At 51.1% G+C, this 17,878-nt stretch carries 17 protein-coding genes; 14 read left to right on the plus strand and 3 right to left on the minus strand.

Annotated elements, in window-relative coordinates; all coding sequences use genetic code 11:
• The first annotated feature begins 14 nt into the window (after window positions 1-14).
• From addA to VV089_RS22110, 3 genes are all read left to right on the plus strand, one after another.
• Window positions 15-3,650, plus strand: a complete 3,636-nt coding sequence (gene addA, locus VV089_RS22100) for a helicase-exonuclease AddAB subunit AddA (RefSeq protein WP_334337433.1) — start codon at window positions 15-17, stop codon at window positions 3,648-3,650.
• A 282-nt stretch (window positions 3,651-3,932) separates the two neighbouring features.
• Window positions 3,933-4,835, plus strand: coding sequence for a ribokinase (locus VV089_RS22105; protein WP_334337434.1), 903 nt, complete (start codon window positions 3,933-3,935; stop codon window positions 4,833-4,835).
• Window positions 4,836-4,973: 138 nt separating this feature from the next.
• Entirely contained in the window at window positions 4,974-6,026 is a 1,053-nt protein-coding gene (locus VV089_RS22110) for a Fic family protein (RefSeq protein WP_172542045.1), read from the plus strand.
• Window positions 6,027-6,177: 151 nt separating this feature from the next.
• Here the strand turns inward: VV089_RS22110 and yfcC are convergent, their stop codons facing one another.
• The 3 genes from yfcC to VV089_RS22125 all read right to left on the minus strand — a co-directional run bounded on the left by yfcC (window position 6,178) and on the right by VV089_RS22125 (window position 9,579).
• Window positions 6,178-7,686, minus strand: a complete 1,509-nt coding sequence (gene yfcC, locus VV089_RS22115) for a putative basic amino acid antiporter YfcC (RefSeq protein WP_172542044.1) — start codon at window positions 7,684-7,686, stop codon at window positions 6,178-6,180.
• A 25-nt stretch (window positions 7,687-7,711) separates the two neighbouring features.
• Complete coding sequence (gene iadA, locus VV089_RS22120) at window positions 7,712-8,884, minus strand: beta-aspartyl-peptidase (protein ID WP_334337437.1); 1,173 nt, start codon at window positions 8,882-8,884, stop codon at window positions 7,712-7,714.
• Between the two features lie 491 nt (window positions 8,885-9,375).
• Window positions 9,376-9,579 carry a hypothetical protein gene (locus tag VV089_RS22125; protein WP_334337620.1) on the minus strand — a complete coding sequence of 68 codons (204 nt, stop codon included), beginning with the start codon at window positions 9,577-9,579 and terminating at the stop codon, window positions 9,376-9,378.
• Between VV089_RS22125 and VV089_RS22130 the strand changes: the two genes are divergently transcribed.
• The 11 genes from VV089_RS22130 (at window position 9,532) to VV089_RS22180 (ending at window position 17,841) form a co-directional block, all read left to right on the plus strand.
• Complete coding sequence (locus VV089_RS22130) at window positions 9,532-9,966, plus strand: hypothetical protein (protein ID WP_334337612.1); 435 nt, start codon at window positions 9,532-9,534, stop codon at window positions 9,964-9,966. The two genes, VV089_RS22125 and VV089_RS22130, sit on opposite strands and share 48 nt — an antisense overlap.
• Window positions 9,852-10,403 (plus strand): site-specific integrase, encoded by a 552-nt coding sequence (locus tag VV089_RS22135; protein WP_334337439.1) that lies wholly within the window; start codon window positions 9,852-9,854, stop codon window positions 10,401-10,403. Before VV089_RS22130 ends, VV089_RS22135 begins: the two co-directional genes overlap by 115 nt.
• Window positions 10,404-10,659: 256 nt before the next feature.
• On the plus strand, window positions 10,660-10,926 hold the full coding sequence (locus VV089_RS22140; protein WP_334337440.1) for a helix-turn-helix domain-containing protein: 267 nt from the start codon (window positions 10,660-10,662) through the stop codon (window positions 10,924-10,926).
• Window positions 10,927-10,936: 10 nt separating this feature from the next.
• Window positions 10,937-11,503, plus strand: a complete 567-nt coding sequence (locus VV089_RS22145; RefSeq protein WP_334337441.1) for a BTAD domain-containing putative transcriptional regulator — start codon at window positions 10,937-10,939, stop codon at window positions 11,501-11,503.
• Window positions 11,504-11,627: 124 nt separating this feature from the next.
• Window positions 11,628-11,885 carry a hypothetical protein gene (locus VV089_RS22150; RefSeq protein ID WP_334337443.1) on the plus strand — a complete coding sequence of 86 codons (258 nt, stop codon included), beginning with the start codon at window positions 11,628-11,630 and terminating at the stop codon, window positions 11,883-11,885.
• Complete coding sequence (locus tag VV089_RS22155) at window positions 11,875-12,408, plus strand: hypothetical protein (protein WP_334337444.1); 534 nt, start codon at window positions 11,875-11,877, stop codon at window positions 12,406-12,408. The genes VV089_RS22150 and VV089_RS22155 overlap by 11 nt, the downstream gene beginning before the upstream one ends.
• Entirely contained in the window at window positions 12,405-13,208 is an 804-nt protein-coding gene (locus VV089_RS22160) for a hypothetical protein (protein WP_334337445.1), read from the plus strand. Before VV089_RS22155 ends, VV089_RS22160 begins: the two co-directional genes overlap by 4 nt.
• Before the next feature lie 23 nt (window positions 13,209-13,231).
• Window positions 13,232-13,792, plus strand: coding sequence for a signal peptidase I (locus VV089_RS22165; RefSeq protein WP_334337446.1), 561 nt, complete (start codon window positions 13,232-13,234; stop codon window positions 13,790-13,792).
• Window positions 13,793-13,798: 6 nt separating this feature from the next.
• Complete coding sequence (locus VV089_RS22170) at window positions 13,799-14,551, plus strand: hypothetical protein (RefSeq protein WP_334337447.1); 753 nt, start codon at window positions 13,799-13,801, stop codon at window positions 14,549-14,551.
• Window positions 14,544-15,593, plus strand: coding sequence for a MucBP domain-containing protein (locus VV089_RS22175; RefSeq protein WP_334337448.1), 1,050 nt, complete (start codon window positions 14,544-14,546; stop codon window positions 15,591-15,593). The genes VV089_RS22170 and VV089_RS22175 overlap by 8 nt, the downstream gene beginning before the upstream one ends.
• A gap of 994 nt (window positions 15,594-16,587) precedes the next feature.
• Complete coding sequence (locus tag VV089_RS22180) at window positions 16,588-17,841, plus strand: transposase (RefSeq protein WP_334337449.1); 1,254 nt, start codon at window positions 16,588-16,590, stop codon at window positions 17,839-17,841.
• Window positions 17,842-17,878 lie beyond the last annotated feature (37 nt).

The following is a 17,878-nucleotide window of genomic DNA, read 5'->3' on the forward strand; positions in this document are numbered from 1 at the left end:
AATGGAGATTCGTAATGGGTGTTAAGTGGACAAAGGAACAGCAGAAGGTCATTGATGTGCGGAACAAGGACGTACTGGTATCGGCGGCGGCGGGATCGGGCAAGACCGCCGTGCTGGTAGAGCGGATCCTTTCCCTGGTCTGCGGCGATAAGGATGGGGATACGCCGGTGGACGTAGACCGGCTCCTTGTAGTGACCTTTACCAATGCGGCGGCGGCAGAGATGCGGGAGCGGATCGGCCTGGCTCTTTTAAAGCGTCTGGAGGAAGAGCCGGAGAATGTGCATCTGCAGAAACAGCAGACCTTGATTCATAATGCCCAGATTACTACCATACATAGCTTCTGCCAGTATGTAATCCGCAGCTATTTTCATCAGCTGGATCTGGATCCTTCTTTCCGCATTGGGGACGAGGGAGAGCTGAAGCTTCTGAAAGGCGAGGTGCTGGAGGAGCTTTTGGAGGACCGCTATAAGGAAAAAAGCCCGGAGTTTGTAAGCTTTGTGGAAACCTATGCGGTGGGAAAGAGCGACAGGCCCCTTGAGGATCTGATACTGCAGCTTTACGAGTTTTCCATCAGCTACCCCTATCCCAGGCGGTGGCTGGAGGGATGCATGGAGACTTATGGGGCGGAGTGCGAGGAGGAGCTGAATCAGAGCAGATGGATGCGGTTCCTGCTGGATTTCGCCGGAAAGCTTCTGGCGGGATGGCAGGAGGAGATCAAGGGAGCCCTGGCGCTCTGTGGGGAGGCGGACGGGCCGTATATGTACCAGCAGGCCCTTCTTGAGGATTTGGAGCAGGCGGAGGCCCTTGGCAGCTGCCGTACCTATGAGGAGTATCAGGAAGGACTGGAGCATCTGGCATTTGCAAGGCTTTCCGCCAAACGGGACAGTCAGGTGGACGAGGGGAAGAAGGCCCGGGTCAAAGCCCTTCGGGATCGGATGAAAAAAAGCCTCAAGGATCTGAAGGAGACATATTTTGCCTCTTCTCTGACAGATGTTTTTGAGCTGCTTCGGAGGGCGGCTGTCCCTACGGGCGTACTTATTTCCCTTACGGCGGAATTCGCAGACCGCTATCAGGAGAAGAAGCGGAATAAGAATCTGGCGGATTTCTCTGATCTGGAGCATCTGGCCCTGGAGATTCTGGCGGCGGATGTGAAAGAGGAGGAGGGGGCCTTTGCGGTGACGGTTACGGATGCGGCAAGGGAGCTCTCGGAGCGCTATGTGCAGATCATGATTGACGAGTACCAGGACAGCAATCTCATCCAGGAGATTATTTTAAACAGTGTGAGCCGGAGGGAAAGGGGCTGTCCCAATGTGTTTATGGTGGGAGATGTGAAGCAGAGCATCTACCGCTTCCGCCTGGCCAGGCCGGAGCTCTTTATGGAGAAATACCACACCTATCCCCAGACAGAGGAGGGGGACGCCCTGCGGATTGATCTCCACAAGAACTTCCGAAGCCGGGAGGAGGTGCTTCAAGGGGTCAATGAGCTCTTTTACCGCCTTATGACGCCCGGAGTGGGAGGAATCCGCTACGACGAGGGGGCGGCGCTTTACTTGGGAGCCTCCATGCCGGAGCCGGAGGAAGGGCTGAATCAGCCGGAGCTTTTGCTTCTTGACAAGGACGCTCCGGAGCTTTCCGGCGAGGAGGCGGATGTGACGGCCAGGGAGATGGAGGCCTATGCCGCGGCAGAGCGCATCAAGGAGCTTCTGGCCTGCCAGCAGGTGTGGGACGGAAAGAGGGAAGCCTTCCGGCCCGCTTCCTACGGGGATATCGTGATTCTGCTCCGCAGCCTTACGGGGTGGGGGGATGTGTATGCCCGGGTGCTGACAGAGGCTGGAATCCCGGCACATACGGAATCCCGTACCGGGTACTTTACAACCGTGGAGATTCAGACGCTTCTGAACCTTCTTAGGGTAGTGGACAATCCCAGGCAGGACATTCCGCTGGCGGCGGTGCTGAAGTCTATGATCGGGGGTTTTTCGGATGGAGATCTGGCTCTTGTGAAAAGCCGGTATCCGGACAGACCCTTTTATGAGGCGTGCATGAGCTTTTATCAAGAAGCCGGAGAACAAGAGGCTGTGCTTGCGGCCGGAATGGAGGCCTTCTATCAGAGATTAAACCGCTATCGCAGCAAGGCGGACTATCTTCCCATCCACGAATTTCTCTGGTTTATCCTGGAGGATACAGGCTACGGCGATTATCTGGCCGCCCAGCCGGGAGGGGTGCAGCGGGAGGCCAATGTGCGGATGCTGGTGGAGCGGGCCATTTCCTTTGAAAAGACGAGTTACCGGGGCCTCTTTCATTTTGTGCGTTATATGGAGCAGCTCCAGAGCTACCAGGAGGATTTCGGAGAGGCAGGCATCACTGGGGAAAATGAAGATGCGGTGCGGATTATGACCATCCACAAGAGCAAGGGCCTGGAGTTTCCGATTGTGATTGTGGGCGGCCTTGGGAAAAGCTTCAACCGCCAGGATACAAGGAGCCGGGTCGTGATCCACCCGGATCTGGGGCTTGGCGTGGACTACGTGGACGCTGAGCGCCGGGTGAAGATTCCGCTTCTGCCTAAGAAGGCCTTGCAGAGGGCGCTGGATCTGGAGATGCTGGGAGAAGAGCTCAGGGTGCTCTATGTGGCATTTACCAGGGCAAAGGAAAAGCTGATTCTTCTGGGGAGTACAAAGAAGCCGGGGGAGAAGCTTGAGGGCTGTCAGGGGGCGGCGGGCCGTGAGCCTTTGTCCTTTTCTGTGACAGCCTCCGCCGGGACTTACCTGGACTGGATTCTGCCGGCATCGGCTGGAAGCAGTTTTGCCTTGTCCCAGGTGCAGCCAAAGCTTCTTCTTGAGGAGGCAGTAGGGCAGCAGATATCCATGGAGGAGCTTTGGGAACGGCTGCGCTGTCCCGAAGAACTGCCTGGGGAGGATGCGGCGTTTGCAGAGGAGATTGACAGGCGGTTCGGGGAGGTATATCCTTATGAGGAGGAGATTTCCCTCCGGGTAAAGGTCAGTGTCTCCGAGCTTAAGAAAGCCGGTCAGACGGAGGAAGAAGATGCGGATACCTTCCTTTATCCCCAGGAGGAGATTGTACCGTACATTCCCAGGTTTATGCAGGAGGAGGAGCCGGTCAGCGGAGCGGCCCGTGGTACGGCTTACCATCGGGTGCTTGAGTGCCTGGATCTCTCCGGCCTCTATCACTCAGACAAGGTGCGCGAGGCTATGGAGAGACTGGTGGAGGAAGGCAGGCTCACAAGGGCCCAGGCAGATGTGGTCCGGCCTTACGATATCTATGCCTTTGGGAAGACGAAGCTGGCGGAGCGCATGACGGCGGCCAGGAAGAAGGGGAAGCTTTACACGGAGCAGCCTTTTGTGATCAAGCTTCCGGCCTGCGATCTGGATCTGGGATACCAAAGCCGGGAACCGGTGCTGATCCAGGGAATTATCGACGCCTACTTCTATGAGGAGGACGGCATTGTGGTGGTGGATTATAAGACAGATTACGTGAAGGAGGGTGAGGAACTGCTGGAGAAGTACGGGCGGCAGCTGGATTACTATGAGACTGCCCTTGAGAAGCTGACTGGGAAGAAGGTGAAGGAGAAGGTCATTTACTCCTTCTGCCTGGGGAAGTGTGTAGAGAGATATTACGGTACTGGAAAACAGTAATATCCCTTAAAGTGCACAAATCGATTTCCAGGCACTTGTGACTGGAAATTGATTTCATATCTGTGTACTTTGAGGGATATTACGGAACTGGAATAGTCCAGCTAAGAAATGTCAAGTGCTTTTGAAAAATAATTTCTGCTGGACGGTAAAGCTGCAAAGGCGCACGAGAGGAACTTTTATGAGTGCTTTTTCGAATAAAAGTTTCTCTCATTACCGGTGTGTCGAAGCAGCTTTACCCTTTAGTGCTGTCGCGCAGCGACTTAGAATAGGAGGAATATAGAAATGCAGGTATTGAATTTTGGCTCATTGAATGTGGATTATGTGTACCGGGTGGCCCATATGATGCGGCCGGGGGAGACACAGCAGTCTTACGGCATGGAGATATTTGCCGGCGGCAAGGGAATGAATCAGTCCATTGCGGCTGCAAGGGCCGGGGCACAGATTTATCATGCCGGTATGGTAGGGAAGGACGACGGGCAGTTTCTCCTGGACATCTGCAGGGAAAATCATGTGAATACGGACTTTATCCGCGTCATAGACGGAAAAAGCGGCCATACCATCATACAGGTGGACGATAATGCCCAGAACTGCATCCTTCTGTATGGGGGAAGCAACCGGAGGTTCACCAAGGAATATGTGGACGAGGTGCTCGCAAAATTTGGAGCGGATGATTTTCTGATTCTTCAGAATGAGACGAATCTGCTGGACTATATCATAGACAGGGCATATGAGAAGGGCATGAAGATTATTCTGAATCCCTCCCCCTTTGACGAGGGGCTTAACAGCTGCGATCTGTCCAAGGTGTCGGTATTCCTTGTCAATGAGATTGAGGGCAGACAGTTAGCCGGAGCAGCTTTTGAGACAGAAGAGGACGGGAACCGGCTGGTGGATGCGATCCTGAAAGTGTACCCCAAGGCCCAGGTGGTGCTTACTATGGGGGATAAGGGAGCGTTTTACGGAGGCGGAGAGAAGCGGCATTACCAGCCCTGCTTCCAGGTTAAGGCCGTAGATACAACGGCGGCCGGGGATACCTTTACGGGATACTTTGTGTTTGGATTGCTGAATGGGTATGAGATAGAAAAGAGTCTTGAACTGGCGGCGAAGGCGGCATCTATCGCAGTCTCCAGAAGCGGTGCGGTGCCTTCGATTCCGGTAATGGAGGAAGTTGCCGGTAAAAATGAATAGGGGAAGCTCTTATCTCCCGTGTATAAAAAGATATCTCCCGGAATATACTATATTTCGGGAGATATTTCGCTCAAAGACTTGAATTATCTCCCGAAATCATATATAATTTGAGAGATGGAAGAAAAGGACGGGAGATCAATGAGGACATTTGACTACAGCATTCTGAAAAATGAAAACTGGGACAGCGAGGTACTGGGGCTGGTTGCCCAGATCCATGAGTATAAGGGCAGGCAGGAGCTTTACCTGCGCCAGAAGCCGGAGAAGCTTGATAAGCTGGTGGAGCTGGCGAAGATACAGAGTACGGAGGCTTCCAATGAGCTCGAGGGAATCCGCACCACGAATACCCGGCTTAAGCAGCTTGTGGCGGATAAGACCACGCCGAAAAACCGGGATGAGGAAGAGATCATGGGCTACCGTGACGTGCTGAATACCATACATGAGAGCTACGAGTATATACCCATTCGCGCAAATTACATTCTGCAGCTTCACAGGGATCTGTATCAGTACTCTGAAAAGAGTATCGGCGGCAGCTTTAAAAGCACGCAGAATTATATCAGCGCTGTAGACGCAGAGGGACATGAATTTGTGCTTTTTACCCCCCTGGCCCCTTATGAGACCCCGGCGGCCATAGCCTCCATCTGTGAAAGCTGCAACCGGGTTATGGAGGCCCAGGAAGTGGATGCATTGGTTCTGATCCCGGTTTTTGTCCATGATTTTCTCTGTATCCATCCCTTTTTAGACGGCAACGGCAGAATGAGCCGCCTTCTCACGACACTTCTGCTGTACCGGGCGGGATATGTGATTGGAAGGTACATTTCACTGGAAAGCAAGATAGCGAAAAATAAAGGGCTTTATTATGAAGTACTGGAAACCTGCCAGAGAGGATGGCATGAAAATAAAGAGGATTCTGTGCCCTTTATCAAATACCTGCTCAGAATCATCCTGGCGGCATACCGGGATTTTGAAGATCGGGTAGATCTGATTGGTGAGAAACTTCCGGCTGTGGAGCTTGTGAGACGGGCTGTGTATGGGAAAATCGGGAGGTTTACCAAGAGCGACATTATGGAACTGTGCCCGACCATTGGAAAGACTTCTGTGGAAAGCTCTATAAAGGCTCTGGTGGACAGTGGGGCGCTGATGAAGCACGGCTTTGGCCCGGCGACCTTTTATACCAGGAGCGATGCACAGTAAAAGGTTTCTTAAGAGCGAGGCTGTCAGGAAATAAAGCAGAAGACTTTTTCATATCTTGTGTCCGGATGGTTCACGCACACTGGATATTGGAAAAGTCTTCTGCTTTATTTTCTAACTATGTGTTGCAGCAGTCCATGGAAGCCCTTACATTTTAGAAGTGAATCAAAACTGCAATCATCATCACAATGGATGCGCTCACAAACAAAACTCCCTGCATCTTAATCTGGAATTTTGCCCATTTCCCCCACTCAAGCTTGGCCACGCCAAGGGTTCCCAAAAGGCATCCGGAGGTAGGTACGATCAGATTGGAGAAAGCGTCTCCAAGCTGGAAGGCCAGAACAGAGGTCTGGCGGGATACGCCTACCAGATCTGACAGAGGAGCCATAATCGGCATGGTAAGGGCCGCCTGCCCGGAACCGGAAACCACGAAGAAGTTGAATACTGTCTGGAACACATACATGAGCCATGCGGAGATCACAGCCGGGAAGCCCTGCATAGCGCTGCTGATACCATGAAGGATGGTATTGAGTACGGTGGGAGAGGAAGCGTCTGTTCCGCCCAGGATGATGATAATTCCCTGCGCCATACCAACCACCAGAGCCGCGCCCACCAGATCGGCCGCTCCGCTCTGGAAGGAAGAAGCGATGTCATTTACACGCATATCATTCAGCTTAAAGATCACGGCGATGATACCGGACACCAGACCCATTACAAAGAACTGGGAGGCAATCTCCGGAATGTAGAAGCCCTTTTCCACTACGCCCCATATCGTCCAGATCATGGTAGCCAGAATCACCAGCAGAATCAGCTTGTGGCCGAGGCGGAAGTCAGCCTTGGCGCTGTCCTCCTTAAATTCATTCCGGTAAACGGAATCGCTCTCATAGGACACGGAAGCCTTGGGATCTTTTTTGATTTTGGAGGCATAGACCATGGTAAAGGCAGCTCCGATTCCGGTAAATAAAAACCACAGCACAATACGGAAGCCTGCGCCGGAGAGAACGGGAACCTCTGCGATTCCCTGGGCAATTGCCAGGCTGAAGGGATTCATCCAGGAAGCGCCGAAGCCGATCTGGGTTGCACAGTAGGTCACGCAGACGCCCACCACCGCGTCGTAGCCCATGGCAATAAACATAGGAACCAGAATCATGGCAAAGGGAATGGCTTCCTCGCCCATGCCAAAGACAGCGCCGCCCAGAGAGAACAGGATAAAGAGAACCGGAATCAGGAACTTCTCCGCTCCCCTGGTCCGCTCAATCATAGCCAGGATTCCCTGATCCACAGCCCCGGTTTTCAGAACAATGCCAAAAGCGCCTCCGATTACCAGGATAAAGGCCACGATACCAACGGCGGAACCCCATTTGTCGCCAACGGTCATTCCTTCAAATACATAGTTGAGGATGCCCTGTCCGCCGAAGTCCTCCGTGCCGAAGAGGGGAGCTGTCTGCGTTATCTTATTCCCGTTTTCATCAGTTACATACTGGAAGCTGTCCGGGTCTATTACAGTCCGGGACTTTTCTTCGCCGTTCATCATGTAAGTGATTTCCTTTGTCTCATACTGTCCCAGCGGAACGAACATGGTCAGAACCGCTGCAAAGAGAATGACAAAGAAAATAATCACATAGGTGTGTGGCATCTGCAGATTTCGTTTTTTCTCATTCATAATCGTTTCTCCAATCGTTTTTAAATCACTCAAAAGTGCCTTTTTTGACTGCCGCGCCTTTCTGCACCATCAGCTGTCCTTTGGCCAGGACAGAATGGATGGTTAAAGTGCCTTCCTCCACAAGAACCAGGTCTGCATCCATTCCGGCGGCAATCCGCCCCTTGCCCTTTAGTTTGAGCAGAGCTGCCGGATTCGCAGTTACCGTCCGAAGAGCCTGTGGGATCTCCACTCCTTCCGTAAGGATGGCATCCCGTACCTCCCGGTACAGAGAGGTTACTTTTCCCACGCCCAGGCCGAGGAAGGCGCCGTCGTGGTCAAAGATGGGCATACTGCCCTGCCCGTCCGAGGAAAATGTAATCTGGTTCCCGGGAACGCCCTGCTCCAGCATAAGCCGCAGACCGGTGGCGGCCTTCACCTCATCCTCCTCCAGGAAATCCGGATCCGAGCTGGTAGTGAGATCTACGTAGCCCCCCAGGGCTTTGGCATAGTCAATGCCATCCTTCAGAAGCCGGCTGCTCCGGTTGATATGGGTGGGAAGCATGTTGGAGGGCGGAATCTCCGTTTCCTCTATCACATACCGGAGATAAGAGAGCATCCGCAGCCCGTCGCCCATATGGATATTCACCAGGCCGGCTTTGCCGGACAGGATGCCGCCTACACGGGTGTCTCCCACAATGCGGGCGAATTCCTCCCGGGCAGGCTGAGAGGAACGATGATCTGAAATGGCAATCTCACCGCAGCCTACAATCTTGTCAATGAGGATCAGATCATCCACAAGACTGCCGGTCAGGGTCCGCACGGGAACCTGGTAGGAGCCCGTATATATATAGGTAGAAATTCCCTCCTCCTCAAGTCCCCGGGCCTTTGCCAGCAGAGAAGCCATATTCCGGGTAGTTCCGTCTGTTCCAAGACAGCCGATAACCGTGGTAACGCCGCCCAGGGTAATATCGGTCAGCATGATCTCCGGCGTCCGGGTGCGGTAGCTGCCCTCTCCGCCGCCTCCCAGGATATGAACATGATTGTCGATAAAACCCGGGAACAGAAGCTTTCCCCTTCCGTCAAGAACCTCTACCTCATAGGCTTCGGCTGCTGGAATGTCGCGGGCAATCTTAAGAATCCGGGAATCCGCAATCAGGACATCCTGTACCCCGAGAGCTTCCGGCGCATATACGGCGGCGCCTTTGATAAGCTTTAGCATGTGTCCCCCTCCTTTTTAGGAAGCACTTGGGAAAAATTTTGTTTGCATTGATTTTAGGCTGCATTTTTCGCAAGTGCTGTAAGTTTTCACTAAATGTATTGTAACATAGCAGGATGTGTATGTCCAAAGAAATGAATAAATATGCACAAAAAATGTCGCAGAAGTTTATACTCTGCGACATTTTTTGTGCCTTTTTGTCTGTAACATTATACTCGGTTTTGGCTTGTTTCGCAATAGCTCCAGGTTATTTCCGCAAATTTTTATGAGTAACTATTATTTTAATGTCAAATTTACCATCTATTTCCGGTAAACTAGTACATTATTGCATTCCTTTTGAAGGAAACGGCGCTCAATAATGAATGCAATGATATACCAGTTTACGGAATAAAAAACGGAGGTGCTGCATTATGGCAAACAGAGAAAACATCTTCCTGCGCAAAGACGGCCGCTTTGAGGCCCGATACAGGAAGGGACGAAACAACAACGGCAAACTAATCTACGGATTTTGCTATGGCAAAACCTATGAGGAGGCACAGGAAAAGGCCCGGAGACTTCAGAAGGCGGCCTGTGCCGCCGAAGGCGGGGGACAGGAAGAGACTACGTTTGCCCATTACTGTGACGGCTGGCTTATTTCCAACAAGCGGCGCCTGAAGGAATCCAGCAGCGCCAAATATCTGGCTGACATCAAAAATCATATCATTCCCTTTTTCGGGAAAAAGCTTCCATGGGAGATTACCTCAGAAGAAACAGACCTTTTTGTCCAGCTGCTTCTGTATGAAAAAAACTGTCGCCAAAGACAGTCCGCAATATCCTGGCCCTCTTTCACTCGGTATATGTCTATGCCGGACGGCGCAGCGGCAGGAAGCTTGCGGAATTGGAGATTATTTATCCCAGGCAGCAGAAAAAAAATATACGCGTCCTGGACGAAGGCGAAGAACAAAGGCTGCTTTTGTTTCTTGCAGAAGAAATGGATCTCTGCAAATTCGGCGTCTATCTGGCCCTGCGCACGGGGCTTCGGATCGGAGAGGTCTGCGCCCTGCGGTGGGCGGATATCTCTCTGGAAACCCACACCATCTCTGTGAGCCGGACAGCCCAGCGCATCCAAAGCTTTGAGGCAGGGAATGAGTCAAAAACCCAGGTAGTGATAGGCGCGCCGAAAACTGAGAGCTCCTGCCGTGTCATTCCTCTGATGCCGGATCTGGCGGCTTTATATGCACGGTTTGCCACAAAGGATCCCAAAGCCTTTGTGCTGACGGGAACCAGACAGTGCATGGAGCCAAGAAAGCTTCAGCGGCGCTTAAAAGATTATATGGCCCAATGCCAGATTCAGTCCGTTCATTTTCATACGCTTCGCCATACCTTCGCCACACGTTGCATCGAGGCTGGATTCGACGTAAAGACTTTGAGCGAGATTCTGGGACATTCCAATATCACAGTTACTATGAATCAATACGTACACCCCAATCTGGAACAGAAACGTGAAAATATGAGCCGTCTTAAGACTGTCATCCATGTTTGACGCCAGCAGTCAAAGGAGCAGTCGGGCGGATAGTCAAAATGATTTTTTTACATAAAACAGGCATTTCCAAATGAATGTCGCAGAGTCTAAACCTCTGCGTCATCTTCGGAAGTGCCTGTATTCATATGCAGGAAAGGCAGGGAATCCAAACAGAAAAAAGAACATTTCCGCAGCGCCCTGGAGCTGGTACGGCTGATTGACAGCGCAGTGGGCGAAGCAGATAAATAATGGAAAAATATCTGGGGGGTGATCGAATATGGAGGAAAAAGCAGTTCTGCAGTTTGAGCTGCTTGGCACCTTCGCCGGCCGGGAAAAGAAGAGCGGGCAGGCAGCAGGCAGCGTCATTCCGGAAAAATTGGGGAAAAAGGCCCTGTCATTTCTACAATATCTCATCGTAAACCACGGCAGGAATATATCCGCAGAAGAATTAATCGAACAATTTTGGCCCGAAACAGACAGCAGTAATCCGGCAAATTCGCTGAAAAGTTTCCTTAAGGCGTTATTACCAGACCCTGTACCTTGATATCTGCAAAATGGCCCTTCCCCTTTTGCAGGAACAGGAGCGGTGGACGGAGATGGTCGCCATCTGCGAACAGGCTTCCGGGATAGGTGCGGATACGGACGCCTTCCTTGTGTACGAGATGCAGGCTCTGATAGCCATGGGCCAGCCGGAGCAGGCAGTATCGGCTTATGAGGCGTTTCGGGAAATACTCTGGGCGGAATTCGAGATTGAGCCCACAGAGCAGATGGAACAGCTCTACCTTCTGGCGGAAGGTATGTGTCAGAACCATGTGGATGAAGGGGATATCTTAAGGCTGGTAGCGGAGCAGCAGGTGGAAGAGAGGGCGTTTTTCTGTACCTTTGGTGTGTTTCAGAGCATTGTGGCCCTGGAGAGACGCCATCTGGAGCGGACGGGAGATCCAATCGCCAGGCTGAATGCCGGCTCCTATCTGCTCATGCTCACCGGGGCCACAGAGGAAAACGCCCGGATTGTCATGGAACGTCTGGATAGGGCCTTTCACAAAACGTATTCCCACTCCAAGGCATGTATTTCTTTTCGTACATTTCCTCTGAAGCCTCAAAAAACTGTTGAGAACTGACGGGAAATAACCGTCAGATAACCGGGGGTTGGTATAGTAGGTTAAAACAGCGGTGATTTCATACCGGTGTATTGGAAGGAATATTACGGAACTGGAATAAGTATACAGCGGAGCCAGCTATGAGATGATCTCGGATCCGACGCAGACGCAGACGATAATCGCAGAAGAAACGGTATCCGTGAGCTTCACAAATGATTACAAGGATGGCCTGAACGGCGGAACCAGCGTGGTAAACCATTTTGCAGATGCGGCAGCCGGGGAACCAGACGGCGGCAATAGGAACCAGGAAGAGAGGACGCCGATCTGGAAGGGCGAACAGCTGAAGGATTCCAGTGCGGAGCCACAGCAGCCGGAAGGAGGTGCGGCAGCGGATGAGGAATAAATGGAACAGGCGGACGATCGTTCTGGCGGCGGCAGCCCTGATTATGACAGCCGGCGCGGCGTCGGGCAGAGCCATGGCTTATTTTACCACCTATGTAACTGCGGAGGGCGGAAAGGAGCTGCAGCTTGGCTTTACCGCCACAGAGCCGGAAGAGAAGATTGTAAACGGCGCCAAAGAGATAACCATTAAGAATACGGGGGAAAATGACTGCTATGTCCGGGTAAAGGTATTTGCAGGAAGCAAGTACACCTTAACACTGGGAGAATCGGATTCCCGCTGGAAGGCTGGAGCGGACGGTTATTACTACTGGACGGAGATTCTTCCGGCAGGGGAGAGCGGAATCACAGGAATTCTGAAGATCAACATTGGCTGTGAGGATGCAGAGGCAGACAGCTTCAATGTCATTGTGGTACAGGAATGCACGCCGGTGCCCTATGACGAAGAAGGCGGGCAGCTTTCCTGGGATAAGGTGGATTGGAGCAGAGAGGCCAATGTGGTCAAGACCGGGGAGGGGAACCCATGAAAAGGCTGAAAAAAACTTTTTTAACAAAATCATTCCTGCTCTTCGGGGCAGCGGCTGCATTGCTGCTGGCAAGCACCGTTGGGAGCACCCGGGCGGCGCTGACCTATTACAGTGAGAATTATGAAATGCGCATCGAGGTTCCCAGCATCGGCGTAAGCCTGGTGGAGAACGGCAGTGTAGCGGGCAGCCGGAATTATGTGGGAAATGAGTGGAAGGAAAGCGGCGGAGAGCTTTTGCAGAATATGCTTCCCGGAGAAAACGAGAAGCTGGTTCTGGGCAAAAAGTATGACGAGGTTCTCAAGGTGCGCAACAGCGGAACCATTGACAGCTATGTGCGTGTCATTTTGTATAAGAACTGGACGAAGGATGGGGAAAAGGCAGATACGGAGCTGTCCCCGGATTTGATTGAATTGAACCTGACGGGAAACGGCTGGATCGTGGATGAGGACGCCTCCACTGCGGAGCGGACGGTTCTCTATTATACGCGGGTTCTTCCAAGCGGCCAGGAGACTTCTCCCTTCAGTGACTGGATCCGCATCGCTCCCTCCATCGGGGATAAGGTGACGGAGACAAGAACCACCGCAGACGGGTGGACTACAGTGACGACGGAATTTGCCTATGACGGTTACCGGTTCAACATCAAGGTGGAGGCGGATGCCGTACAGACCCATAATGCCGCTGAGGCTGTCAAAAGTGCCTGGGGCGTGGATGTGAGCATAGGAGCGGACGGAAGCTTAAGCCTGACACGGGGAGGAACCGGATCTACAAAACCGGCGTCTCAGCTTCCGGAAACAAATTAGGAAGAAAGACGGGTTGGGAGAAGATGGAAAATACGACGGAAAAGAGAAGCCGTAAAAGACCGCTGGCCGCAGCAGTCCGCATCCTGGGAACCCTTTTGCTTATACTGGTATTAGCAGCCTGTATTCCCTTGACGGTTCCCAGATTTTTCGGATGTCAGATTTATTCTGTGGTAAGCGGCAGCATGGAGCCTTCCATTCCTGTAGGAAGCCTGGTTTACATCAAGGCCGTGGCGCCGGAGGATGTCCAGGAAGGCGATGTGGCTGCATTTTACGGAGCGGTGGATTCTGCGTCCATCATTACCCACAGAGTCGTAGAAAACAGGACGTTTATGGGAGAGCTTATTACCAAGGGGGATGCAAACCAGGAGGAGGATATCAATCCTGTTTCCTATGAGCAGTTTATCGGAAGGGTAGAGCACTCCTTTCCCAGACTGGGGGCTCTTGCAGAGCTGTTCACAAGCCATGTGGGGAAGATAGCAGCCGGAGGCCTGATTGGGGCGGCGGTTCTTCTGCATCTGCTGGCAAATGTCCTGGAATGGGAGCCAGGCAGAAAGGCGGCAGAAGCCCGGGATGACAGGAGGTAGTGGAAGATGAAGAAAGGTTATATAAGTCTTGCTCTGGCAGTCCTTTTGCTGGCCGGCAGCGGACTGAGCGCACATGCGGAGGATTATGAGGGCAAGACCGGCTGGAAGGCAGAGTTTACGGGAAACGCCATTGACAGCAACTTTACGTCAAAGGCATTTGCCGAGGAGGTGAAGGATCTGCAGCCGGGGGACAGCATTGTCATCAAAGTTGCGGTGAAAAACGGCTCCGAAAAGGGCACGGACTGGTATGTAAGCAATGAGGTTCTGCAGAGCCTGGAGGACAGCAGTCCGGCGAACGGCGGAGCTTACACCTATGAGCTGGCCTGGAAGGGAACCGGGGATCTGACGACCCTTTACAGCAGCGAGAGCGTAGGAGGAGAAAATGTGACGTCAGCCGGGGCCGGGCTCCATGAGGCCACGGACAATCTGGAGGAGTTCTTTTACCTGGACCATCTGGAACAGGGGGAGGAGGGGCTGATTACTCTCAAGGTTGCATTAAATGGGGAAACCCAGGGAAATACCTACCAGAATACCCTGGCAAGGCTGCAGCTTAACTTTGCCGTGGAGGAAAGGGATAAGGAGGAGAGCAGAAGAACCGGGCGGAAGGATGTTGTCACCTACTCTCCGGAGACGGTAAAGACCGGGGATCCGGCGAAGCTGATGTTCTGGTCTATTGCTACTTTGTTAAGCGGACTTTGTCTGCTGATTTGCGGCGTTATTTATCAGAAGAAGAGCAGAGGAGGGGAAGCGTGTGATTAGACGAAGAGTTTTGACGGGTTTTCTTACCTTCTGCCTGTTTTTCCAGTCTGCGTCTATCACGGGGCTGGCAGCCGATGAGGCCGGCACGGAGCAAAAGACGGAGCCTTATACCTACAGCATTACCTTTTATGCCGGGAATCAGGGGGCATTCGCAGGAACGGAAGGGATAACCGTTGTGGAAAGCGGCGCCCCGGGCGGCGGAAAGGTTGAAAAAAGTATGCGCGGGGACGGGAGCGCCATTACCGTGAAGGGTCTGAAGGCAGGAGATCAAGTGATTTTCAGCGGTATCCAGAGCCAGGGAGAGGGCGCTCCGGTAACGCTTGGGGAGGATAGCCCTTACTATGTGAGGGGACTGCGCAAGAGCGGCTATGACAACGATACAGTGGCTGCCCCTTCCTTTATGGTGGAACAGGATCAGGATTATGTGGTGGCATACGGAATCAAGGGGGAGATGGTCTCCTATGTGATTCATTACCAGGACACAGAGGGCAATACGCTGGCCCCAAGCCGTACTTTTTACGGAAATGCGGGGGATCGGCCTGTGGTGGCGTTTCTGTATATTGAGGGCTATGAGCCCCAGGCTTACAATCTGACCAAGGAGCTGTCCAAGAATGAGGCAGAGAATGTATTTACCTTTGTTTACAGCCAGGTGAGCGGCGAAGGAACTGTGCAGGAGACGGTAGATGGGGGTACGGGTACAACTGCTGCGGAAGGAGAAGGCGGCCAGGGCGCCGGAACCGGAGAGGGCGGCACAGGCGGCGCCGGCACAGAGGATGCGGCGGAGGCAGCCGGGGAGGATGCAGGCGGCGCCGGAGAAAATGCGGAGATTGGGGACGAAGAGATTCCCTTAAGCGACGGGCCGGAGGAGCTGGTGGATCTGGATGATGAAGATACGCCTCTTGGCTTCAGCTTAAAGGATCTGGATGTGGCAACGAATATGCTGGGCGCTTTGGTAGTGGGCGTGAGCGGCGCGGCTGCTCTGGTGGTGCTGCTTGTGATCCTTGTGAAGCGGCGCAGGGCAGAGGCTGCGAAAAATAATTAGTCAAAGATACAACATCTTATTTTCTATTCGATTTTTCTGTTCATTTACTTTTGGCGAACAGGGGGGACAATGGAGCTTCCTCTTGTTCGCTGAAGGTATATAATTTCCCTTATAATGTGTATACAGGTATTACTTGTTTATTTGTTTTTCTATTGATAAAATATGCGCCAAATTGATATTTCAAGAATTTTCTGATATAATATGAGCATGAAAGCAGGTGAAAAAGCATAGCAGAGTTAATAGTTAAGGGCAGCAAAGGTAAACTTAGCTATGTATTATTATAGGTGAGAAATGGGTTTAAAGGAGTATTTATGATATATATTTACAAATCATACAAGAATGAAACCAGATAAGGACAAAAATAAGTTTTAGGAAAGTAACGGCATTGATTAAGAAAATTAGCTCCACGAGAAGCCACCTTGTGACAATGTCCGCAGATATAGCGAGCATCGGATTGCATCAACCACAACCCCAACCTTAAAGCCTTTTAAGAAAAGGATAGAAGAATATTAATGGATATGCTATAATTCTTGTGTTGTCCAACCTACACCCGGCAACGGGAGGAGGTGTTTCCATGGAGTTTGTCATATCTTTTATAGTCGCTGTTGCGGCTGGTGTAGCCTGCCACTACATCATCAAATGGCTTGACAGTGACCGAAAGGACAACAAATAGCCTAGTGGGTGCTTTGCCACTATAAAAGAAAAGAAGAATCCCCAGACTGTACGCTACTACGGTTTGGGGATTCATTCTGCGTTCTCATGGAACTGTCATATCTTTTTGCCTATCGGCATTATAGCATATGCAAAAACTTTTTTCAATATGCTTTTGCCTTGCTTGAGTTTCCGCAGTTTTATCTACAAGCCCCTGATTTTAGGAGTATCATAGTGGACATCTTTCAAAAAATCCCCAAAATATAAGGAATCCTATTCCCTTTTGATGTAAAATTAAGCTACCAACCAAAAATCTTACTAAACAAAAAAGAAAGGATTCCTTATGACTTATTTTACATCAAATGTTTACTCTTTAAAACGTAAAATTTTATCTTTTTCAAATAAAATTTCTAAATATCTTTCAAAACCTGAAAAGAAATTTGTTGCTGATATCACTTATGGCATGCTGGCTTCCGGAAGCTGCCTTCTGACCGATGTTGCAGACCAGCTTCACGAACCCTCTAAAAAAATAAACACTGTTGACCGTTTATCCAGGCACCTTGATAAAGGAACTCCTGCACTTTCGGCCGCTTCTTATCTCCAACAAGTAAAAAAGATGGTGCCTGCTCAGCCTGTGGTCCTCATGGATGACAGCGATGTCGTAAAACCTGACGGTTATAAATTCGAAGCACTGGGTATTGTCAGGGATGGTTCTGAAAGCACTGCCACAAAAAGCGTTTATAAAAAGGGCTGCCATGTTACGGAAGCTTGTGTCCTTACAGCCAGCAGTCATCCTGTCAGCATTTTCTCCCATATCCATTCTTCACAGGAGAAAGACTATAAATCTGCAAATACAATTACCTTCCATGCCATAGAACAGGCGGCTGCTCTTTTTGGTAAGGCAACTTTTGTCATGGACAGAGCATACGATGACAATAAGATGTTTTTGAAACTGGATGAACTTGGACAGGACTATGTCATTCGTCTGACCGCCAGGCGTAAACTGCTGTATCATAACAAATGGACAATGGCCACGGAGCTTCGCAACCGCAGGAAAGGCAAAGTCAAAACCCGTGTGTTTTACAAAGGGAAAGAACATGAAGCCTATCTCTCTCATGTAAAAGTGCGGATTACCGCATCCAAAAAAGATATTTATCTGGTGCTTGTTTATGGCATTACCGAGCATCCAATGATGCTTGCCACTAATAAAGAGATCAAATCCAAAGATGACGTGATCCGGGTGGCAGGAACTTATTTCTCACGCTGGAAAATCGAAGAATATTTCCACTGTAAAAAGCAGATGTTCCAGTTTGAAAAATTTTGTGTGCGCAAGCTTAAAGCAATCAACGCACTTAACTTTTATATCACCTTATGCATGGCGTTTCTTGCAGTGATCTCCATAAGCTCAGAAACAAATGCCCTTAAGGTTTCCATCATAAAGACGGCAAATCCTGTAAAGGAAAAAGTTTTCTTCTGCTATTACCGATTGGCAAAAGGCATCTCAGGCATACTCTCCTATGCAAAAGAGGGCGTCAGGCTCTGGTTTAGGACGAAACGTCCGGCGTACCGTCAGCTCAGCCTTAAGCTAACCGCTTAGATAGATAAAAGAATAATTCTCCCAAAGTCCGGTTCCG

The organism is Candidatus Merdisoma sp. JLR.KK011, assembly GCF_036941125.1.
Lineage (GTDB): Bacteria > Bacillota > Clostridia > Lachnospirales > Lachnospiraceae > Laedolimicola.